Here is a 21,152-nt window from a genome sequence, read left to right on the forward strand (position 1 = left end):
CCGCGACGCGGCGGCATTGATGGCAAGGAGGGCGCGGCCGATCATGAAGGCATTCCTTCATTCCTGCAAAGCACCATGGCACGCCTGACCCTGCACACCCCGCAAACCGCTCCTGAAGCCAGCCGCCCCTTCGTGGAGCGCGCCCTGGCCGGCAACGGATTCCTGCCCAACCTGATCGCCATCCTGGCCAACTCGCCCCAGGCGCTGGAGACCTATGTGACCGTGGGCCAGATCAACGCGCGCGCCCAGCTCACGCTGGCCGAGCGCGAGGTGGTGCAGATCACGGCGGCGCGCATCCATGGCTGCGACTTCTGCGTGGCCGGCCACACCAAGCTGGCCTTCAAGCAGGCCGGCCTGACCCAGACCGAAGTGGTGGCGCTGCAGGACGGCCGCGACACCGGCCAGCCGCGCCTGGACGCCGTGCGCCGCTTTGCCGAAGCCGTGATCGCCACGCGCGGCGCCGTCGCCGACGAGGCCCTGGCCGCCTTCCATGCAGCAGGCCTGAGCGAGCAGCAGGCGCTGGAGGTGGTGCTGGGCATCAGCCTGGCCACGCTGTGCAACTTTGCCAACAGCCTGGCGCAAAGCCCCGTCAACCCGCAGCTGCAGCCCTATCTGCCCGAACAGTTCCGACAACCGCAGGAGAACGCACATGCTGGCTGATTCGCTGCGGCAGTGGCTGGACGCCCATGCCGACTCCCTGGACGAAGGCCCCGCGCATGCGCACGAAGTGCTGCCCCGGCTGGCGCAGCACGGCCTGTTCGGCCTGGGCGTGCCCGTGGCCGAGGGCGGGCAGGGCGGCAGCCTGGGCGATGCGCTGGAGGCCATTGCCGGCGTGGCCGGGCATTCGCTGACGGCGGGCTTCGTGTTCTGGGCGCAGCGCGCCTTTGTCGAATACCTGCTGCAGTCGCCCAACGCGGCGCTGCGCCAGCGCTGGCTGCCGGGCCTGCTGCAGGGAACGCAGGCGGGTGCCACGGGCCTGTCCAACGCCATGAAGTACCTGGGCGGCATCGAGGCCCTGCAGGTCGAGGCCACGCCCGTCGGCGCTGTCGGCGCCGACAGCGCCGACGGCCTTGCACTGCGCGGGCGCGTGCCCTGGGCCACCAACCTGGTGCCGCCGGGTCGCTTCGTGGTGGCCGTTGCCGTCTCGCGCAGCGACGGTGCAAAGCCCTTCGTGGCCGCGCTGCCCGGCGATGCGGCGGGCCTGCAGCGCAGCGCCGACCTGGACCTGATCGCGCTGCGCGGCAGCCATACGGCGGCGCTGTCCATCGAGGGGCTGCAGATCGGTCCGGCCGATGTGATCCATGCCGACGCCAACCATTTCCTGCCGCGCGTGCGGCCCGCCTTCATGGGTCTGCAGCTGGGGCTGTGCATCGGGCTGGCGCGCGCCTCGCTGGCGGCGGCCTCGGCCCGTGCCGGCGCCGGGCGCGATGTGCTGGGCGGCCCGCTGCAGCAGCAGCGCCACGCGCTGGAACTGGCCACGGCCACGCTGCATGCCGGTCTGTCCGACGGGCGTTTTCTTGACCGACCTCAAGCCCTGTTCCGCCTGCGCCTGGAATTGAACGACATCGTGCAGCAGTCCCTGCAGCTGGAGCTGCACGCCAGCGGCGGGCGCGCTTATCATCGCGACCAGCCGCTGGGATTTGCGCGCCGTTGGCGCGAGGCGGCCTTCATCCCCATCGTGACGCCCAGCGTCACGCAGCTACAGGGCGCGCTGGCTGGCGCAGCCCTGGCAACCACCAGTTCATGACCCAGACGGAAGCTTTCTCCCCTGACGCTCCCGCGCCCGTGCTGCAGGCACGCGGCGCGGGCTTTGGCTATGCGCCCGGCAAGGCCGTGTTCGAGGACATCTCCCTGAGCATTGCCCCGCGCGAAATCGTCTGCCTGCTCGGCGGCAGCGGCTGCGGCAAGTCCTCGCTGCTGCGCGTGCTCGGCGGCCTCGAATCGCCGGACGGCGGCGCCTGGAGCCGGGGCGAGCTCCAGTTCCTCGGCCAGCCGCTGACCGCGCCGCACCCGCGCGCGGGCTTCGTGTTCCAGCAGCCCAGCCTGCTGCCCTGGCTGGACGCGCGGCGCAACGTGGGCTTCGGCCTGGACTTCGAGCGCCAGCCGAAGCTGGAGGCCGAGGCCCGCCGCCAGCGCGTGGAGCAGGCGCTGCAGGCCGTGGGCCTGGGCGGCAGCGGCGCGCTCTACCCCTCGCAGCTGTCGGGCGGCATGGCCCAGCGCGTGGCCCTGGCGCGCGCCCTGGCGCGCGAGCCGCAGCTGCTGCTGGCCGACGAGCCGTTCTCGGCCCTGGACGCCATCACGCGCGCCGAGATGCAGGAGCTGATGGTGGACGTGGTCCACCGCTGGCACACGGCCGCGCTGCTGGTCACGCATGACATCGACGAGGCCATCCTCGTGGGCGACCGCATCCTGCTGATGGGCGGGCGGCCCGGCCACATCGTGCGCGAATGGCGCGTGGACATAGCGCGCCCGCGCGAGGACCAGGCCGCCGCCGTGACCGCGCTGCGGCTGGACATCCTCTCGGCCCTGCACGGCGTGCGCCATGCGGCCCAGGCCTGATCTCCCTCGCCTGCTTGCCTGCCTGCCCGCCTGCCGATCCGCCATTTCTTCGACTTCAACCATGCTCTTCTGAAAGGTCTTTCGCATGAGCTTCCAGGACCACCCTTCCTACACCCACATCTGCGCCTCGTCGGACTGCGGCTGCGGCCTCACGCGGCGCGACATGCTGCGCCTGGGCGCACTGGCCACGGCCTCGGTGGCCGCGCCGCTGCTGGCCGCAGGCGATGCGCGCGCCCAGGCCTTCAAGGGCGATGACCAGCCCGTGAAGATCGGCTACCTGCCCATCACCGACGCCACGCCGCTGCTGGTGGCCCACGGCAACGGCCTGTTCGAGGCCGAAGGCCTCAAGGCCGAGGCGCCGCGCCTGTTCCGCTCCTGGGCCCAGATCGTCGAGGCCTTCGTCTCGGGCCAGGTCAACGTCATCCATCTGCTCACGCCCTCCACGCTGTGGGTGCGCTACGGCGCCAAGTTCCCCGCCAAGATCGTGGCCTGGAACCACGTCAACGGCTCGGGCCTGACCGTGCTGCCCGAGATCCAGAAGGTGCAGGACCTGGGCGGCAAGACCGTGGCGATCCCGTTCTGGTACTCCATCCACAACATCCTGCTGCAGGACGTGCTGCGCAAGGCCGGCCTCACGGCCGTGACCCGCGCGCGCGGCGGCGCCATCGCGGCCAACGAGGTCAACCTCGTCGTGCTGGCACCGGCCGAAATGGTCTCGGCACTGGCCGGCAAGTCGATTGCGGGCTTCATCGTGGCCGAGCCCTTCAATGCCGCCGCCGAGATCGCGGGCGTGGGCAAGATGCTGCGCTTCTCGGGCGATGTCTGGAAGGACCACGCCTGCTGCGTCACCTTCCTGGCCGAGCGCGATATCGTCGACAAGCCCGAATGGGCGCAGCGCGTGACCAATGCCGTGGTCAAGGCCCAGCTGTGGACGCGCGACAACCGCCTGGCCGCCGCGCGCCTGCTGTCGAGCACCGGCGAGCGCCGCTACACGCCCCATCCGCAGCAGACGCTGTCCAAGGTGCTGGCCGCCACCGACTACGCCAGCTACGAGGCCAGCGGCGTGGTCGTCAACAAGGGCTGGCACCAGCGGCGCATCGACTTCCAGCCCTATCCCTATCCCTCGTACACCGAGCAGCTGGTGCGCGCCATCAAGGCCACCAAGGTCGAGGGCGACACGCGCTTCCTCGACAAGCTGGAGCCCAAGTTTGCGGCCACCGACCTGGTGGACGACCGCTTCGTGCGCAAGGCCATCCAGGCCGTGGGCGGCCCGCAGGTCTTCGGCATTCCGGCCGATTTCTCGCGCCGCGAAACCATCGTGGTGTGATCCAGGTGTTGCGACGTATTGGATTGCCGCTGCTGGGCGCGGCCCTGGTCCTGGCCCTGTGGTGGGTGGGCGGCGCGCTGCTGGCGCGCAGCACGCCCGTGGCTGCGGCCTTTGCGCCCTGGCCTTCCCTGCAGGCGCTGGGCCAGCTGCTGACGGGCGCCGACATCTGGATGCACACCCTGCTGAGCCTGCAGCGCGTGGCCGTGGGCCTGCTGCTGGCCTTCGTGGTCGGCGTGCCGCTGGGCGTGCTGGTGGGCCTGTCGCGCGGGTTCTCGCAGGCGTTCTCGCCCGTGTTCCAGTTCCTGCGCATGATCTCGCCGCTGTCGTGGATGCCCATTGCCGTGATGGTGCTGGGCGTGGGCGACGCGCCCGTGTACTTCCTGCTGGCCTTCGCCGCCGTCTGGCCCATCTTGCTGAGCACGGCGGCCGGCGTGGCCCAGCTGGACCGCAACTGGCTGCTGCTGGCGCGCAGCCTGTCGGCCACGCGCACCGAGACCGTGCTGCGCGTGGTGCTGCCCGGCATCACGGCCCAGATCCTCACGGGCGTGCGCCTGGCCATCGGCATCATCTGGATCGTGCTGGTGCCCGCGGAAATGCTGGGCGTATCGGCCGGGCTGGGCTACTTCATCCTCGACACGCGCGACCGCCTCGCGTATTCGGAGCTGATGGCCGCCGTGGTGCTGATCGGCGCCCTGGGCTATGCGCTGGACCATGCGGCGCGGTGGCTGCACCAGCGCTGGATGCACTGAGCGGCCGGCATCACCGGGGCATCAGGCCTTCGGCATGTCGTCCACCGGGGCGGCATGCCCGGTGGCCACGATGGCCTGGACCAGCAGGGCGATCAGCGTGTCCTGCAGGGGCGACGGCACCGCCGCCTCCAGCGAGGCAATGGCCAGCTGGTAGCGGATGCGCGGCCTGAACGGGCGGCTGGACAGGGCGCCGGGCTGGCAGTAGCTGGCCAGCAGGCCGTTGACCATGGACACGCCCAGGCCCTGCGCCACATGGGCGCAGGCCTCGCCCACGGAATGCACCTCCACGGCCACGCGCGGCTGCACACGCGCATGGCGAAAGGCCATGTCTATCTCCTGGCGGATCTCGCGCTGGCGGCCCAGCAGGATCAGCGGGGCGTCCACCAGATCTGACGGCGTCACCTCGTCCAGCGCCTGCAGCGCATGGCCTCTGGGCATGATGCAGACGGCCTCGGACTCCAGGCAGGCCCGCGTGCGCAGGCCGGGCATGGTCATGGGCAGGCGCACCAGGCCGATGTCGGCGTCGCGGCTCAGCAGGGCCCGCTCGGTCTCGGTATAGGAGCCCGACAGCACTTCCAGCACCACGTCGGGATGCGCCTGCATGAACTGGTGCGCAATGGCCGGCATCAGCGAGGTGGCCAGGGTGCCGGGCACGGCCACCTTGAGCAGCCGGCGCTTGAAGCCGCCCAGCCGCAACTGCTCGGCATGGCGGCGAAAGCACTGGGCCGAATCCATGAGCACCTGGGCGTCGTGCAGCAGGGCCTCGGCCTCCTGCGTGGGCACCAGGCGGCCTTTTTCGCGGATGAAAAGCCGCAGGCCCAGGTCCTGCTCCAGTTGGGCCAGCAGGCGGCTGATGCCGGGCTGGGACAGCCCCAGGCGCTCGGCCGCACCCGTGGTGGAGCCGCTGAGCATGATGGCCTGGAAGGCTTCGAGTTGCTTGAAATTCATGGGTTGTACAGGCGGTGCTTGCATGATGGCAGCGCGGCCGGGGGCGCGCACGGCGCATCACGAATCGCATAGGGTAATACGCGTCCGTCATACCGTTGTGGTGGATGCGGGGGCTCCTGAGAATCGGCGGCGTCAGAACACGCACAACACAAGGAGCAAGATTCCATGAAGGCCCTGCCAAGCATTGCCGCCGTCTGCAGCCTGTCCATCGCGGCCCTGGGCCACTCGATTGCGCATGCGCAGGACATGCAGGTCTACGGCCAGATCCGGCTGACCGTGAACCACCTCAAGACCGGCAATGCCGGCTCCACCATGGAAGAGCGCGACAACGCCTCGCGCCTGGGCTTTCGCGGCAAGGAGGAGCTGGGCGGCGGCCTGCAGGCGCTGTTCGGCATGGAGATGGGGCTGGATGCGGACACGGGCTCGCTGACCACGCCGGCCTTTCGCAACAGCTATGTGGCGCTGCGCGGCGGCCTGGGCACGGTGGCCCTGGGCCGGCTGGACTCGGCCAATCCCACGGGCTCGCCGCTGTACTCGCAGGTCACAGGCATCACCTCGTTCGCGGCCAATGACGCCGGGGCCACGGCCATCGGCACCTCCATGCTCAATGCGCGCAACCGCACCTCCAATTCGCTGGGCTACCAAAGCCCGTCATGGGGCGGCACGGTGTTCCGTGCGCGCTACTACCTGCGCGGCGATGCCAAGGCCCCAGGGCTGGAGGACGACGCCAGATCGCTGGACCTGGGCCTGAGCTACGCCGCAGGCCCGTGGACGGCCGGCCTGGGCTACGCCAAGGACACGCGCGCCGGGGGCCTGCTGGCCAACGAGTTCGACAGCAAATGGCAGATGGGCCTGCGCTACAGCTTTGGTGCCATCGAGCCCTATGTGCTGCTGGGCCGCGACCGCTTCAACCACAAGCCCGGCGTCTCGCGCGCCGACGTGGACTACTGGATGCTTGGCACGCGGCTGCGCCATGGCGCACATGCCGTGGTGCTCAACCTGATGCAGCGCGACGTGCAGACCTCGCTGACCGGCAAGCGCAGGCGCCAGCAGCTGGCCTATACCTATGCGCTGTCCAAGCGCACCGAACTGCAGGCCTTCGTGGACCACGACGGCGTGGACTCCAGCCGCCCCAACGTGGCCGTGCGCGCCATCGGCGCGGGCGTGCGCCATGACTTCTGACCGTCCTGCACACCCGCATCAAGAATGGAGATTCCCATGACCCACTTCCAACGCTTCCTGTCCTTGGCTTTCCTGGCACTGGGCCTTGCGCTGGGCCTGGCGCCCTTGCCCGGCCATGCGGCCGAATTCCCGGAAAAGCCCGTGCGCATCGTCGTGCCGTTCCCCGCCGGTGCCGCGGCCGATGCCGCCATGCGCGTGGTCGCCCGCAAGATGTCCGAGCTGTGGCGCCAGCCCGTGGTCATCGACAACCGCCCCGGCGTGCATGGCTTCCAGCTGGTGTCTTCCGCGCCGGCCGATGGCTACACCCTGCTGCTGGGCGCGGGCTCGGGCATGGTGACGGCGCCCCTGCTGTCCAGCAAGCTGTCCTACAACCCCTCGCGCGACTTCGTGCCCGTGGGGCGAGTGCTGATCAACGTGCCCATCCTCACCACGCACCCCAGCCTCAATGTGAGCACCGTGCAGGAGCTGGTGGCGCTGGCGCGCAAGAACCCCGGTGCGCTGAACTACAGCTCCAGCGGCAACGGCACGCCAGGCCATCTGTCCATGGAAATGTTCCAGGCCGCCACGGGCACGCGCATGCTGCAGATTCCCTACAAGGGCGGCGCGCCCGCCGTCAACGAACTGGTGGGCGGCCATGTGCAGCTGGGCATCAATGCCGTGCCCAGCGTGGTGCTGCAGATCAAGGCCGGCAAGCTCACGCCGCTGGCCGTGGCCAGCGCCACGCGCTCGCGCGCCCTGCCGCAGGTGCCCACCATGGCCGAGGCGGGCGTCAAGGACTTCGAATACGACATCTGGTATGCGCTGTTCGCGCCCACCGGCACGCCGCCTGCGGTGGTGGCCAAGGTCAATGCCGCGCTGGTGCGCTCGCTGCAGGACCGTGAAGTGGCCAGGTTGCTGGAGGCGCAGGGCGCCGAGCCCGCGCCCACCACGCCCCAGGAGCTGGCGCGCTTCATGCAGGAAGACACGGCGCGCTGGGCCAAGCTGGTCAAGGAACGCAACCTCAAGCTCGACTAAGCGCCAGCAGCATGAGCAACACATCAATCACCCACCTGGGCGGCGTGGTCCGCCACAGCCTCGCCGTGCCCATGCGCGACGGCGTGCGCCTGGCCACCGATCTGTATCTGCCCGAGAACCTCGGCCCCCACCATCCCGGCCCGCTGCCCGTGCTGCTGGAGCGCACGCCCTACGGCAAGAACGAGGAAACGCGCCGCGAGCGCAGCGCGGCCAACCCCCTTCCCATGCGCCGGGGCGAGGTGGCGGCCCGCTTTGCGCGCGAAGGCTATGCCGTGGTCGTGCAGGACTGCCGGGGCCGCTTCGGCTCCGAAGGCCAGTTCACCAAATACCTGGGAGAGGCCCACGATGGCGCCGACACCCTGCAATGGATCATTGAGCAGCCCTGGTGCAACGGCAGCGTGGGCACCTACGGCCTGTCCTACGCCGCGCACACGCAGACTGCGCTGGCCACGCAAAGGCCGCCGGGCCTCAAGGCCATGTTCCTGGAATGCGGCGGCTTTGCGAATGCCTACCGGGGCGGCATACGCCATGGCGGTGCCTTCGAGCTGAAGCAGGCCGTCTGGGCCCTGCGCAATGCGCGCAGCGGCAGCAACCACCTGGAGCCCGCAGCGCGCCAGGCGCTGGAGCAGGCCGACATCGGCCAGTGGTGCCTGCGCCTGCCCTGGTCGCGCGGCGACTCTCCGCTGCAGTGGGCGCCCGAGTACGAGGACTACCTGTTCAGCCAGTGGGAGCGCGGCAGCTTTGACGACTACTGGCGCCAGCCCGAGCTGTACGCCGCCGGCCACTACGGCGCCTTCGACGGCCTGGCCGTGATGCTGATGTGCGGCTGGTGGGACCCGTATGCGCAGACCACCACGGACAACTACATGGGCCTGTCGCGCGGCGATGGCCGGGTCCGCATGGTGCTGGGCCCCTGGACCCATGGCGAGCGCAGCGTCCCGCATGCGGGCGATGTGGATTTCGGGCCCGATGCCGTGCTCGACGGCGCACTGGCCGATGACTACGTGGCCATGCGCCTGGCCTGGTTCGACCACTGGCTCAAGGGCCGGCCCATGCCCGCGCGCCAGCAAGCCGCCGTGCGCTACTTCCGCATGGGCGGCGGATCGGGCGCGCGCACGGCCCAGGGCCGGCTGGACCACGGCGGGGCCTGGCGCAGCGCCGACCACTGGCCCGTGCCCGGCACGCAGCCGACGGCCTGGCACCTGCACGCCGACGGCAGGCTGGCCCGCGAGCCCGCGCCGCAACCGGGCGTGCGCAGCTACCGCTTCGACCCGGCCTGCCCCGTGCCCACCCTGGGCGGCTCCATCACTTCGGGCGAGCCGCTGATGTTCGCAGGCGCCTACGACCAGGTCACGCACGAGAGCACCTTCGCCGCCCGCCCGCCCTACGGCCCGCTGTCCGAGCGCGGCGACGTGCTGGTGTTCCAGACCGAGCCGCTGCAGCAAGACCTGGAGGTCACCGGCACCATCACCATCGAGCTGCAGGTGTCCTCGTCCGCGCCCGACACGGACTTCACCGCCAAGCTCATCGACCAGTACCCGCCCAGCGCCGACCATCCGCAGGGCTATGCGATGAACATCACCGACGGCATCCTGCGCTGCCGCTACCGCAACTCTTGGGAGCAGCCCGAGCTGATGACGCCCGGCGAGGTGGTGGCCATCACCATCGAGCCCATGCCCACCTCCAACCTGTTCCGCAAGGGCCACCGCATCCGCCTGGACATCTCCAGCAGCAACTTCCCGCGTTTCGACGTGAACCCCAACACCGGCGCGCCCGAGGGCAGTGCGGGGCCCAGGCAGGTGGCGGTCAACAGCGTGCACCTGGGCGGCTGCCATGCCTCGCGCATCGTGCTGCCGGTGGTGGCGGTCTAGGCGGAGAGCACACGCGTTTGGCTGTCTGGCATGTTTCGCAATTTGGTTGTACCATGCAACCAAATTGCGAAGGAACATCGCCATGGACATGCAGCAGCGTCAGTTGGAACTGGCCGGCCCCCTGCCGGCCCTTGCACCATCGGGGCGGCTCCGGGGGCGTGTCTGCCTGGTGGTGGGCGCCACCAGCGGCATAGGCCGGGCCACCGCCCTGCGCATGGCCGAGGAGGGCGCTGCGGCCGTGGTGGTCACGGGGCGCCGCCGTGAGCTGGGCCTGGAGCTGGAGCAGGAAATCCGGCAGCGGGGGGCAGACGGCCTTTTCCTGGCCTGCGATGCAACGCGGCAGGAGGACATGGCGGCGGTGGTGGAGCAGGCCGTGGCGCGCTTCGGGCGGCTGGACGCGGCCTTCAACAATGCGGGCTTCCAGGAGCGGCGCGCCGTGCTGGCCGAGCAGGATGACGCGGTCTTCTCGCAGGTCTTCGATACGAATGTGCGTGCGGTCTTCCACGCCATGCGCCATGAACTGGCGGCCATGCTGGCCACGGGCGGCGGCACCATCGTGAACAACACCAGCGTCAGCGGCATACGCAATCCCAACCCGGGCCTGTCGCTGTACGGCGCCTCCAAGGCTGCGGCCCTGTCGCTGACCCGCGCCGCCGCCATGGAGTACGCGCCGCGCGGCATCCGCATCAATGCCGTTGCCCCTGGCCGCGTGGTCACGGACATGATGCTGGGCTCGGGCATTGCCGACATGCATGCCGTGGCGGCGGGTCTGCCGCTGCGGCGCATGGGCCATCCGCAGGAGGTGGCCACGGCCGTCGTCTGGCTGATGTCGGACGAGGCGGCCTTTGTGGTCGGTCACTGCCTGGCGACCGATGGCGGCTTCCTGGCCGGATGAGCCTGCCCGGGGCAAGTCCGTTGCGCGAAGTGAGCACTACCGGGTTTGATATGATGACTGTATAAAGATACAGTTTTCGAGCGGCCTGGCTGCCCGATCTGCCAGGCCCATGCTCCCTCCCCACCGCTTCTACTACCTGCACAACTTCCAGCGCGCGCTGGACTGGATTGGCCAGCGTTACGGCGATCTGCTGGACGCGCCCGAGCAGGCATTCCTCACCCGTTTCACGCAGCTGCCCCAGCCCTCGCAGGCGCTGATGGTGCGTTTGCTGATGCGGCGCGGGCCGTGGTTTCGGGCCGGCAAGCTGGTGTATGAAGAGATTCCCGGAATTGCAGAGGCGGCCGCGCCCCTGCTGGAGCTGGGCTGGCTGGACGCGGGCCACCCCATGGCGCTGGAGGAGCTGTTTGCGCTGCACACCAAGCCCGAGCTGCTGCAGCTGTTCGCAGGCGCACCCGTTCACTCAGGCCTGCGCAAGGCCGAGCTTTTGCAGGCCCTGCAGCCCTTGCATGGGGCGCCCAGGCCCTATGCGCAGTGGCAGCCCCCGGACGTCGGAGCCGGCGAAGCCGCCTGGCGCGTGATGGTGGGTGCGCTGTGCGAGCGCTTTCGGCTGATGTTCTTCGGCAATCTCTACCAGGACTGGTCGGAATTCGTGCTGGCCGACCTGGGCGTGTTCCGCTACGAGGCCGTGGCCTTCGATGCGGCGTCGCGGGCCTTCCAGTCGCGTGCCGATGTCGATGGCTACCTGGCCCTGCAGGCCTGCCGCGCGGCGCTGGATGAGGGCGTGGAGATCGATGCGCTGCTGCAGCAGGTGGCCGGCTGCGCCAGCGGCAATGCCTGGCTGGAGCAGCGCCGCGCCAAGGTGCTGCTGCGCATAGGCCAGGCCTGCGAGCGCATGCAGGACTGGGAGCGTGCCGAGCAGGCCTATGCGCAAAGCCGCTACCCCGGCGCCCGCCACCGGCGCATGCGTGTGTACGAGCGCATGGAGCGCTTTGCCGATGCCATGGCTCTGGCCCAGGCCGCCCAGGCCCAGCCCGAGAGCGACGAGGAGCTGCAGCGCGTGGCGCGCATGCTGCCGCGCCTGCGCCGCAGCCTGGGGCAGGGCGCGCGCGGGCGTGTGGCGGCGCTGGCGCCCGTGGTGGCGCAGATGCGCATGGACGTGGAGCTGGAGCTGCCGGCGCGGCCCAGCTCCGTCGAGTACGTGCTGCGCGACCACTGGCACAGCGACGCCGCGCCGGTGTTCTATGTGGAGAACGCGCTCATCAACTCGCTGTTCGGCCTGCTGTGCTGGCCGGCCATCTTCGCGCCGCTGCCGGGAGCCTTCTTCCACCCCTTCCAGAGCGGCCCGGCCGACCTGTCCGCGCCCGACTTCGTGCAGCGCCGCGCAGCTTTGTTCGAGGAATGCCTGGCGCATCTGGACGATGGCAGCTGGCGCGAGGTCATCGTGCAGCGCCATGCCGACAAGCAGGGCCTGCAGTCGCCCTTCGTGTTCTGGGGCACGCTGAGCGCGCCGCTGCTGGCGCTGGCGCTGGACTGCATTCCGGCCGCCCACCTCAAGCTGTTCTTTGCGCGGCTGCTGCGCGACGTGCAGGCCAACCGCACGGGCTTTCCCGATCTGGTGCGTTTCTGGCCGGCCGAGCGCCGCTACGAACTGGTCGAGGCCAAGGCCCCCGGCGACAAGCTGCAGGACAACCAGATCCGCTGGCTGCAGTACTGTGCCGAGCACGGCATTCCCGTGCGCGTGTGCCATGTGCAGTGGCGCGGCCAGCCGCTGGGAGAGGCCGCGTGAGCTACACCGTGGCCGTGCGCGCGCTGTGCGAGTTCACGGCGCGCGCGGGCGACCTGGACCTGCGCTTCACGCCCGCGCCCAGCGCGCTGGAGGGCATGGCCGGCCACAGCCTGGTGCAGTCGCGCAGGGGCAAGGACTACGAGACCGAGATCAGCCTGGCCGGTGAATACGGCGACCTGCGCGTGCGCGGCCGCGCCGACGGCTTCGACGCCGGAGTTGGCCAGCTCGAGGAAATAAAGACCTACCGGGGCCAGATCGAGGGCGTGCGCGCCCATCACCGGGCACTGCACTGGGCCCAGGCGCGCATCTACGCCCATCTGCTGTGCCAGGCGCGCGGCCTGCAGCGGCTGCGCGTGGCCCTGGTGTATTTCAACGTGGGCAACTCGGAGGAAACCGTGCTGGTGCAGGAGGAAGACGCGGCCACGCTGCGCGCCTTCTTCGAGCAGCAGTGCGCGCTGTTCCTGGACTGGGCGCGCAGCGAGGCCGCCCACCGCGCGGCGCGCGAGGCGGCGCTGGCCGCGCTGCGCTTTCCCATGCAGGGCTTTCGCGCGGGCCAGCGCGAGCTGGCCGTGGCCGTCTACCGCGTGGCGCGCGCGCAGCAGGGCGGCCAGTGCCTGATGGCGCAGGCGCCCACGGGCATTGGCAAGACGCTGGGCACCATCTTCCCCATGCTCAAGGCCATGCCCGACCAGGGCCTGGACCGCCTGTTCTTCCTCACGGCCAAGGGCACGGGCCATGGCCTGGCGCTGCAGGCGCTGGCCAGCGTGAACCGGCAGATCGCCGAGCAGCACCAGCCACCGCCGCAGGAACCGGCTGCGCCGCAGCCGCTGCCCTCGCCACCCCCCAGGCTGCGCGTACTCGCCATCCTGGCGCGCGACAAGGCCTGCGAGCACCTCGACAAGGCCTGCCACGGCGACTCCTGCCCGCTGGCGCGCGGCTTCTTCGACCGCCTGCCCGCCGCGCGCGCCGCCGCGCTGCAGCAGGCGCCCTGGGACCCGCCTGCCGTGCGTGCCGTCGCCCTGGCGCATGACATCTGCCCCTACTACCTGGCCCAGGAACTGGTGCGCTGGAGCGACGTGGTCGTGGCCGACTACCACTACTTCTACGACAGCGCCGCCATGCTGTACGCGCTCACCCAGGCCCAGCAATGGAAGGTGGGCGTGCTGGTGGACGAGGCCCACAACCTGCTCGAGCGCGCGCGCCGCATGTACACGGCCGAGCTGTCGCAGTTCGCACTGGCCGCCGCCCGCAAGTCGGCCACCGGTGCCGTGCGCAAGGCGCTGGACCGGCTCAGCCGCAGCTGGAGCGCGCTGAACAGGGAGCAGACCGCCAGCTACCAGGCCCATGAGGAAGTGCCCGCAGGCCTGCTGGGCGCCGTGCAGCGCGCCGTGGCCGCCATCGCCGACGCCAATGCCGACAGCCCCATGCTGCCCGGCGACCCGGTGCTGGATTTCTACTGGGAGGCGCTGCAGTTCATGGCGCTGGCCGAGCAGTTCGGCGGCCATGCGCTGTTCGATGTCCACCTGCTGCCCGGGCGCTCAGGTCCCCGTCGCACGCCGGCCTCCACGCTGTGCATACGCTGCGTGGTGCCCGCGCCCCACCTGGCGGCACGCCATGCGGCGGCCCATGCCTCGGTGCTGTTCTCGGGCACGCTGAGCCCGCCGCACTTCTACCGCGACATCCTGGGCCTGCCCGAAGGCACGCACTGGCTGGAGGCCGACTCGCCCTTCCAGGCCGACCAGCTCGATGTGCAGGTGGCCGGCCACATCTCCACGCGCTACCGGGACCGCGACCGTTCGCTGCGGCCCATCGCCGACCTCGTGGCCGCGCAGTACGCGCGCCGGCCCGGCAACTACCTGTGCTTTTTCAGCAGCTTCGACTACCTGCAGCGCGTGGCCGAATGCCTGCAGCGCACCCATCCCGATCTGCCGGTCTGGCTGCAGACCCCGTCCATGGACGAAGAGGGTCGCGCGGCCTTCCTGGCCCGCTTCACCGAAGCCGGTCAGGGCGTGGGCTTTGCCGTGCTGGGCGGGGCGTTCTCCGAGGGCGTGGACCTGCCCGGCGAGCGCCTCATCGGCGCCTTCGTGGCCACGCTGGGCCTGCCCCAGGTCAATCCCGTGAACGAAGAGATGAAGCGCGCCATGGACCGCCAGTTCGGCGCGGACAAGGGCTATGACTACAGCTACCTCTACCCGGGGCTGCGCAAGGTGGTCCAGGCCGCAGGCCGCGTCATCCGCAGCGAGCGCGACCGCGGCGTGGTCTTTCTCATCGACGACCGCTATCGGCGCGGCGAGGTGCAGGCGCTGCTGCCGCGCTGGTGGCGGGTGGAGGGCATGCGATGATCCGGGGCCGCACCAGTCCACGACTGCTATCCCATACCCATCCAGTCCCCCATCCCGTCCCCATCCAGGAGCCTTCCGAATGCCCCGCATGCGCTGCGCCATCCTTGCATTGACCCTGGGCCTGCTGGCCGGCGGCCCGGCTGCGGCAGGCGTGGTGCAGCCTGTGCCTGACAGGCAGGCCAGCGAGAACAAGATGCCGGCCTATCCCAAGGAAGCCAGGCGGCTGGAGCAGGAAGGCAAGGTGGTGCTGCGGGTTCTGGTGGGCGCCAGCGGAAAGGCACTGGCCGTGGATGTGGCAGACAGCAGCGGCTATCCTCTGCTCGACCAGGAGGCGCTGGACGCCGTGCGGACGTGGCGCTTTGTCCCCGGCACGCGCGACGGCGTGCCGGACAGCATGTGGACGCGCGTGCCCGTCGTCTTCAGGCTGAAATAGCGGGCCTGCCGGTGGTGGCAGGTGTGTATCCGGTGCAGCCTGGTGCGGGCCCAGTGCGTGCCCTGCGCAGCGACACAAGGAGCATTCCATGAAGATCGTCATCACCAGCGTGCTCGTCGACGACCAGGACAAGGCCCTGGTCTTCTACCGCGACGTGCTCGGCTTCGTTCTCAAGCACGACATTCCCATGGGCGGCGATGCGCGCTGGCTCACCCTGACATCGCCCGGTGATGCCGATGGCGTGGAGCTGCTGCTGGAGCCCGACATGCACCCGGCCGCCAGGCCGTTCAAGACCGCCCTGCATGCCGACGGCGTGCCGGCCACCTTCTTCGGCGTGGACGACGTGCAGGCCGAGTACGAGCGCCTGAGCGCGGCCGGCGTGCGCTTCACCAGGCCGCCGACGCATCTGGGGCCGGTCACGATTGCCGTGTTCGACGACACCTGCGGCAATCTCATACAGATCAACCAGCGGCATTGAGCGGGGCCTGCGGCCCTTGCGGCCCTTTCGCGCTCAGTCCCTGGCGGTGGGCTTGTCGTGCCGGGGCGGATCGATGCGCTCGATGTTGCCCAGCAGCAGTGCGCGCCCCGCAAAGTTGCCGCCGGCGGTCTCCAGCGCAAAGCGCTCGGTGTCGCGGCCGCGCACTTCGGCCTCCAGCGTCTGGGCCTCGTCCTCGGTGGCGCCCAGGGCCAGCACGGCATGGCGGCCCATGAGCAGGGCGGACTCGAAGCTTTCGCGCACGACATGGTCGGCGTCCTTCTGGATGAGCTCCAGCGCGTGCTCGCGGTCATAGGCGCGCACGATGAGGCGGGCGTGCGGGCATTCGTGGCGCACGTTCTCCACGATGCGCGTGGCGGCGGCCTTGCTGTCCACGCAGACCAGGATGGCGCTGGCATGGCTGGCGCCGGCCGCATGCAGGATGTCGGCGCGCGCGCCGTCGCCGAAGTAGACCTTGAAGCCGTAGGGCTCGGCGTTGCGGATCACGTCGGGGTCGTTGTCGATGATGGACAGCTTGGCGCCACGGGCCAGCGGCCCCTGGCTGGCGATCTGGCCCACGCGGCCGAAGCCGATGACCAGCACGTTGCCGCGCAGGTCCTGCGGCGCCTCCACGCCGTCCAGCGACACGGCCTCGGCGCCTGCCAGGCGCTTGTGCAGCACCACCACCAGCGGCGTGATGGCCATGGACAGCACGACGATGGCCGTCATGTTGGCATGCACCTCGGGGTCGAGCACGCCGAGCTTGAGCGCCTCGGCAAACAGCACGAAGGCGAACTCCCCGCCCTGGGCCATGAGGATGGCGCGGTCCAGCGCATCGGCATGGCTGCTGCGCGCCACGCGGGCCACGGCATAGATGCACAGCGCCTTGCCCAGCATCAGCGCCACCACGCCCATGCCCACGATGCGCCAGTTCAGCGCCACCACCTCCAGGTTCAGCGCCATGCCCACGCCCAGGAAGAACAGGCCCAGCAGCAAGCCGCGGAAGGGCTCCACATCGGCCTCCAGCTGGTGGCGGAACGAGGATTCGGACAGCAGCACGCCCGCCACGAAGGCGCCCATGGCCATGGACAGGCCGCCCATCTCCATCAGCAGGGCTGCACCCAGCACCACCAGCAGCGCGGCGGCCGTCATCACCTCGCGCGCCTTGGCCTTGGCCAGGATGCGGAACAGCGGGTTCAGCAGCCACAGGCCCGCGCCCACCAGCGCGCCCAGCGACAGCAGGGCCACGCCCGCGCGTTGCCACAGGGGCGAGGTGGCCACGGGCGCCGCATCGGCAGGCGCCAGAAACGCCACCACGGCCAGCAGCGGCACGATGAGCAGGTCCTCGAACAGCAGGATGGAGACGATGCGCTGGCCGCGCGGCGCCAGGATGTCGCCACGCTCGGCCAGCACCTGCATGACGATGGCCGTGGAGGTCAGCACGAAGCCCGTGCCGCTCACGAAGGCCACCTGCCACGGAAAGCCGAAGGCCATGCCCACGCCCGTGAGCAGCAGCGCGCACACCACCACCTGCAGGCTGCCCAGCCCGAAGATCTGGCCGCGCAGATCCCACAGGTGCGAAGGCTTCATCTCCAGCCCGATGACGAAGAGAAACATCACCACGCCCAGCTCGGCCACGTGCAGGATGGTCTGCGCGTCCGTCACCAGGCCCAGCCCGTAGGGGCCTATGGCCAGGCCGGCGGCCAGGTAGCCGAGCACGGCGCCCAGGCCCAGCCGCTTGAACAGCGGCACGGCCACCACGGCGGCCCCCAGCAGCGTGACGATTCCTACGAGCTGGCTTGCATTGCCTTCAGCTGCCATGTTGTGTTTCCTTTGTGTGAGCGTGCGTGCGGCAAGGCGGATTTCCATCCGCGAATTTGCGCGCAGGATAGCAAAGCCCGGTCCTGTGTAGAATCGCGCCCCCTCTGTGCCCCCCTCTGCGCTTACCTCACCGCCCAGCGCCATGCCCCAGATCCTCGTCCACGACCTCCGCAAGACCTACCGCATCCATGAACGCGACCCCGGCGTGATGGGCGCGCTGCGCGCGCTGGTGCGCCCGCGCCACCGCACGGTGCAGGCGCTGCAGGGTGTGTCGTTTGCGCTGGAGCGTGGCGAGCTGCTGGGCTTCATCGGCCCCAACGGCGCGGGCAAGTCCACCACCATCAAGATTCTGTCGGGCATCCTGCGGCCCGATGGCGGGCGCGTGGAGGTGGACGGGCGCGACCCTTTTGCCGACCGCCAGCGCCATGTGGGCCGCATCGGCGTGGTCTTCGGGCAGCGCTCGCAGCTGTGGTGGGACCTGCCCGTTGGCGATGGCTTCAACCTGCTGAGCGACCTGTACCGCGTCGATCCGCTGCGCTTTGCGCGCACCCGCGACGAGCTGGTGGCCATGCTGAACCTGGAGCGGCTGCTGGACCAGCCCGTGCGCCAGCTGTCCCTGGGCCAGCGCATGCGCGCCGAGATCGCCGCGGCCCTGCTGCACGAGCCCGAGATCCTGTTCCTGGACGAGCCCACCATCGGCCTGGACGCACCCTCCAAGCTGGCCGTGCGCGAGTTCGTGCTGCGCGCCAACCGCGAGCGCGGCACCACGGTGCTGCTGACCACGCATGACATGCACGACATCGAGGCGCTGGCGCGGCGCGTCATCGTCATCGGCCATGGCCGCGTGCTGGCCGACTGCGCGGTCGATGCGCTGCGCGCCCAGGTGGCGGCGGCGCAGCGCGATGGCACGGGCGATGGCGAAGGCGAGGGGCAGGACATGGCCATCGAGGCCGTGATCGCCCGCTTCTACGCCATGCATGGTGCCTCGGAGGTCTGAGCGCCATGGGACCGCGCCAACGCCTGCGACACCTGCTGCGCCCCTACAAGGCCGCCTTCGCCTCGCGCTTTCTGCTGATGCTGCAGTACCGCACGGCCGCCTACGCGGGCTTTGCCACGCAGTGCTGGTGGGGCGCCATCAAGACCATGGTGCTGGCGGCGTTCTATGGCAGCGCCTCGGCATCGGCCGGCGCGCCGATTTCGCTGGAGCACGCCATCACCTACACCTGGGTGGCGCAGGGCCTGTTCGCGCTGCTGCCCTGGAGCGGCGACCCCGACGTGGCGCTGGCCGTGCGCACGGGCGCCGTTGCCTATGACCGGCTGCGGCCCGTGGATGCCTATGCGCTGTGGTTCGTGCGCTCGGCTGGCTGGATCGCCGCGCGCGTGCTGCCGCGCGTGGCGCTGATGGTGGCGTTTGCAGGGCTGGCCCTGCCGCTGATGGGGCTGGGCGCCTGGGGCTGGCAGCCGCCGGCCGGCTGGGCCGCAGGCCTGGGCTTTGCCGCCTCCATGCTGCTGGCGCTGCTGCTGTCCACGGCACTGGTCATGCTGCTGAACGTTGCCGCTGCCGCCGCGCTCAATGAAAAAGGCATCAACACGCTGGCCGCGCCCGTGGTCATCGTGCTGTCGGGCAACCTGCTGCCGCTGGCGCTGATGCCCGACGCCTGGCAGACCGCGCTGCTGCTGCAGCCGCTGGCGGGCGTGATGGACATTCCTGCGCGCATCTATTTCGGCCAGATGGCCGGTGCGCAGATGCTGGCCTGCCTGGCGCTGCAAGCCCTGTGGATTGCCGTGATCGTGGCCCTGGGCCGCGTGGCCATGGCGCGCACCATGCGCGGCCTCGAAGTGCAGGGCGGGTGAGCGCCATGGCCAAGCAAAAAGGATCGCTGTCCATGTTCCTGCGCCTGGCGCTGGCCTCGCTGGGCGGGCAGGCGCGCTACCCGGCCTCGGCGCTGATGCTGACCCTGGGCCAGTTCCTGGTCACGGGCATCGAGGTCATCGCCGTCTGGGCGCTGTTCCACCGGTTTGGCGAGGTGCAGGGCTGGCGCATCGGCGAAGTGGCCGTGTTCTATGGCCTGGTGAACTGCATGTTCGCCCTGGCCGATGCGCTGGGCCGGGGCTTCGACGTGCTGGGCACGCAGTTCCTGCGCACCGGCGCCTTCGACCGACTGCTGCTGCGCCCGCGCCCCGTGTGGCTGCAGCTCATGGGCCATGACGTGCGCATCAGCCGCCTGGGCCGCCTGCTGCAGGGCCTGCTGGTGCTGGGCTTTGCCACGGCCCAGGGCGCCGTGGTGTGGACGCCCCAGGCCGTCGCCGTGGCGCTGTTCGCCGTGGCGGGCGGCGTGGCGCTGTTCCTGGGCATCCTGGTGCTGCAGGGGGCGCTCTCGTTCTGGACCGTGGAAAGCCTGGAAGCCGCCAATGTGCTGAGCTACGGCAGCGTCGAGGCCGCCCAGTACCCCCTGGCCCTGTACGCGCAGTGGTTCCGCCGCCTGCTGACCTTCGCCGTGCCGCTGGCCTGCGTGGCCTATTACCCGGCGCTGGCCGTGCTGGGCAAGCCCGACCCGCTGGGCGCGCCGGCCTGGCTGGGCTGGGTCTCGCCGCTGGCCGGCTTTGCCTTCCTCTGGCTGGCCTCGGGCGCCTGGCGCATGGGAGTGAGGCATTACGCGTCCACGGGCAGTTGAAGCCGCGGCAGGCGCCGGTGCACCACAGGCTCTAGAGCGTGTTATGCACTTTTAAGTACCCGCGTTGGTTCTGCGCGCTGGTGATCGCAAGGCGCAGTGCGCCGCCAAGGCTCATGCCTTGGCAAGCGCTGCAACGCCGCGAGCGCCTGCGCGCAGAGCCAACCCTTCGGGAAAGCCGGGAAAGGGGCCCGGCCCTTCGTTGCAGCCCGCTTGCGGTGTGGCAACCGCGGCGCGTGCTACGCCTCGTTCCGGGCCCCTTTCCCGGCTTTCGCGGGCACGTAAAAGTGCATAACACGCTCTAGACTGCGCGCTTGCCTTACTCCGGACACCAGACCATGACAGCAGATGAACGCTTCGCCCAGGCCGCCCTTGAGCTCGGCCACCGCTTCGATGGCGAGATCAAGATAGGCGGCAACTACAGCCCCGTTGTGCGCGACGGCCAGCAGCTGTTCGTCAGCGGGCAGATTCCCCGCGTGGGCGATGAAGTGCTCTACGTGGGGACGGTCGGCGCCGGGATCGACCTGGCATCGGCCAGAACGGCCGCCGCCATCTGCGCCATGCGCGCCCTGGCCTTCGTGCAGCGCGCGGCCGGCTCGCTCGATGCCGTGCGCGCCGTTGCACGCATCACCGTCTATGTGCGCTCGGCGCCCGATTTCACCCAGCAAAGCGAGGTGGCCGATGGTGCCTCCGACCTCATCGCCCGGGTGCTGGGCCCCGTGGGTGCCCACACGCGCACTTCGGTGGGCGTGCTGCAGCTGCCCAAGGGCGTGGCCGTGGAGCTGGACCTGATCGCCCGCGTGGACTGATCGCGCTACCCCTATCCCTATTCCTATCCCTGGCCCGCTGGCGTCTCGTTGCGCGCCTTCCAGGCCCGCAGCGCCTGGCGGTACTCGTCCATGGCCAGGTCATAGCTGTCGAAAATGCAGGGGTCGCAGCCATTGCCGCAGCAGGCGTCCAGGTCGGGCTGCTCGGGCGGTTGGGGCATGGGGTCGGCGGAGGCGGCGGGATCTGCGGAAACGGGAATCGGCGCGGTGGTCATGGGGGCGATTGTCTCGCGCCACGGGGCTTTCTGTAG

20 protein-coding genes are annotated in these 21,152 nt (G+C 70.2%); 17 read left to right on the top strand and 3 right to left on the bottom strand.

The annotated features are described in order from the left end of the window. Positions 1-75 precede the first annotated feature (75 nt). From DELCS14_RS03900 to DELCS14_RS03920, 5 genes are all read left to right on the top strand, one after another. Positions 76-660, top strand: a complete 585-nt coding sequence (locus tag DELCS14_RS03900) for a carboxymuconolactone decarboxylase family protein (protein ID WP_013800533.1) — start codon at positions 76-78, stop codon at positions 658-660. After that, entirely contained in the window at positions 650-1,747 is a 1,098-nt protein-coding gene (locus tag DELCS14_RS03905) for an acyl-CoA dehydrogenase family protein (protein WP_013800534.1), read from the top strand. The genes DELCS14_RS03900 and DELCS14_RS03905 overlap by 11 nt, the downstream gene beginning before the upstream one ends. Continuing rightward, the gene (locus tag DELCS14_RS03910) at positions 1,744-2,559 is read left to right on the top strand and encodes an ABC transporter ATP-binding protein (protein WP_013800535.1); all 816 of its coding nucleotides are present in this window, start codon (positions 1,744-1,746) and stop codon (positions 2,557-2,559) included. The genes DELCS14_RS03905 and DELCS14_RS03910 overlap by 4 nt, the downstream gene beginning before the upstream one ends. Positions 2,560-2,644: 85 nt before the next feature. After that, positions 2,645-3,886, top strand: a complete 1,242-nt coding sequence (locus tag DELCS14_RS03915; RefSeq protein WP_013800536.1) for an ABC transporter substrate-binding protein — start codon at positions 2,645-2,647, stop codon at positions 3,884-3,886. Next, the gene (locus DELCS14_RS03920; RefSeq protein WP_013800537.1) at positions 3,883-4,635 is read left to right on the top strand and encodes an ABC transporter permease; all 753 of its coding nucleotides are present in this window, start codon (positions 3,883-3,885) and stop codon (positions 4,633-4,635) included. The genes DELCS14_RS03915 and DELCS14_RS03920 overlap by 4 nt, the downstream gene beginning before the upstream one ends. A 21-nt stretch (positions 4,636-4,656) precedes the next feature. On the opposite strand, the gene DELCS14_RS03925 is transcribed toward DELCS14_RS03920, so the two are convergent. Beyond that, positions 4,657-5,583: a LysR family transcriptional regulator gene (locus DELCS14_RS03925; protein ID WP_013800538.1), complete on the bottom strand. Its 927-nt coding sequence runs from the start codon at positions 5,581-5,583 to the stop codon at positions 4,657-4,659. A gap of 165 nt (positions 5,584-5,748) precedes the next feature. Here DELCS14_RS03925 and DELCS14_RS03930 point away from each other — a divergent pair, with 165 nt between their 5' ends. The 8 genes from DELCS14_RS03930 to DELCS14_RS03965 all read left to right on the top strand — a co-directional run bounded on the left by DELCS14_RS03930 (position 5,749) and on the right by DELCS14_RS03965 (position 15,584). Continuing rightward, the gene (locus tag DELCS14_RS03930; RefSeq protein ID WP_013800539.1) at positions 5,749-6,765 is read left to right on the top strand and encodes a porin; all 1,017 of its coding nucleotides are present in this window, start codon (positions 5,749-5,751) and stop codon (positions 6,763-6,765) included. 36 nt (positions 6,766-6,801) lie between these two features. Beyond that, the gene (locus tag DELCS14_RS03935) at positions 6,802-7,779 is read left to right on the top strand and encodes a tripartite tricarboxylate transporter substrate binding protein (RefSeq protein ID WP_013800540.1); all 978 of its coding nucleotides are present in this window, start codon (positions 6,802-6,804) and stop codon (positions 7,777-7,779) included. Between the two features lie 11 nt (positions 7,780-7,790). Continuing rightward, positions 7,791-9,650, top strand: a complete 1,860-nt coding sequence (locus tag DELCS14_RS03940) for a CocE/NonD family hydrolase (RefSeq protein ID WP_013800541.1) — start codon at positions 7,791-7,793, stop codon at positions 9,648-9,650. A gap of 82 nt (positions 9,651-9,732) precedes the next feature. Next, positions 9,733-10,545: a glucose 1-dehydrogenase gene (locus DELCS14_RS03945; protein WP_013800542.1), complete on the top strand. Its 813-nt coding sequence runs from the start codon at positions 9,733-9,735 to the stop codon at positions 10,543-10,545. 109 nt (positions 10,546-10,654) lie between these two features. Further along, complete coding sequence (locus tag DELCS14_RS03950; RefSeq protein WP_013800543.1) at positions 10,655-12,331, top strand: VRR-NUC domain-containing protein; 1,677 nt, start codon at positions 10,655-10,657, stop codon at positions 12,329-12,331. Next, positions 12,328-14,673 carry a helicase C-terminal domain-containing protein gene (locus DELCS14_RS03955; protein ID WP_013800544.1) on the top strand — a complete coding sequence of 782 codons (2,346 nt, stop codon included), beginning with the start codon at positions 12,328-12,330 and terminating at the stop codon, positions 14,671-14,673. Before DELCS14_RS03950 ends, DELCS14_RS03955 begins: the two co-directional genes overlap by 4 nt. A 79-nt stretch (positions 14,674-14,752) precedes the next feature. Further along, positions 14,753-15,106 carry an energy transducer TonB gene (locus DELCS14_RS03960; RefSeq protein WP_013800545.1) on the top strand — a complete coding sequence of 118 codons (354 nt, stop codon included), beginning with the start codon at positions 14,753-14,755 and terminating at the stop codon, positions 15,104-15,106. An 88-nt stretch (positions 15,107-15,194) separates the two neighbouring features. Next, a complete protein-coding gene (locus DELCS14_RS03965) occupies positions 15,195-15,584 on the top strand; it encodes a VOC family protein (RefSeq protein WP_013800546.1) in 390 nt (129 codons plus the stop codon). Between the two features lie 33 nt (positions 15,585-15,617). Here DELCS14_RS03965 and DELCS14_RS03970 read toward each other — a convergent pair whose 3' ends face one another. After that, entirely contained in the window at positions 15,618-17,402 is a 1,785-nt protein-coding gene (locus DELCS14_RS03970; RefSeq protein WP_013800547.1) for a monovalent cation:proton antiporter-2 (CPA2) family protein, read from the bottom strand. Between the two features lie 142 nt (positions 17,403-17,544). Between DELCS14_RS03970 and DELCS14_RS03975 the strand changes: the two genes are divergently transcribed. The 4 genes from DELCS14_RS03975 to DELCS14_RS03990 all read left to right on the top strand — a co-directional run bounded on the left by DELCS14_RS03975 (position 17,545) and on the right by DELCS14_RS03990 (position 20,883). Continuing rightward, positions 17,545-18,399 (top strand): ABC transporter ATP-binding protein, encoded by an 855-nt coding sequence (locus DELCS14_RS03975; protein WP_013800548.1) that lies wholly within the window; start codon positions 17,545-17,547, stop codon positions 18,397-18,399. A gap of 5 nt (positions 18,400-18,404) precedes the next feature. Then, on the top strand, positions 18,405-19,256 hold the full coding sequence (locus DELCS14_RS03980) for an ABC transporter permease (protein WP_013800549.1): 852 nt from the start codon (positions 18,405-18,407) through the stop codon (positions 19,254-19,256). A gap of 5 nt (positions 19,257-19,261) precedes the next feature. Then, positions 19,262-20,077: an ABC-2 family transporter protein gene (locus tag DELCS14_RS03985; protein WP_043796569.1), complete on the top strand. Its 816-nt coding sequence runs from the start codon at positions 19,262-19,264 to the stop codon at positions 20,075-20,077. Between the two features lie 335 nt (positions 20,078-20,412). Further along, entirely contained in the window at positions 20,413-20,883 is a 471-nt protein-coding gene (locus DELCS14_RS03990) for a RidA family protein (protein WP_013800551.1), read from the top strand. Positions 20,884-20,906: 23 nt separating this feature from the next. Here DELCS14_RS03990 and DELCS14_RS03995 read toward each other — a convergent pair whose 3' ends face one another. Continuing rightward, a complete protein-coding gene (locus DELCS14_RS03995; protein WP_013800552.1) occupies positions 20,907-21,116 on the bottom strand; it encodes an oxidoreductase-like domain-containing protein in 210 nt (69 codons plus the stop codon). Positions 21,117-21,152: the final 36 nt, after the last annotated feature.

Origin of the sequence: Delftia sp. Cs1-4 (assembly GCF_000214395.1) — a bacterium.
GTDB classification, from domain to species: Bacteria; Pseudomonadota; Gammaproteobacteria; order Burkholderiales; family Burkholderiaceae_C; genus Comamonas; species Comamonas acidovorans.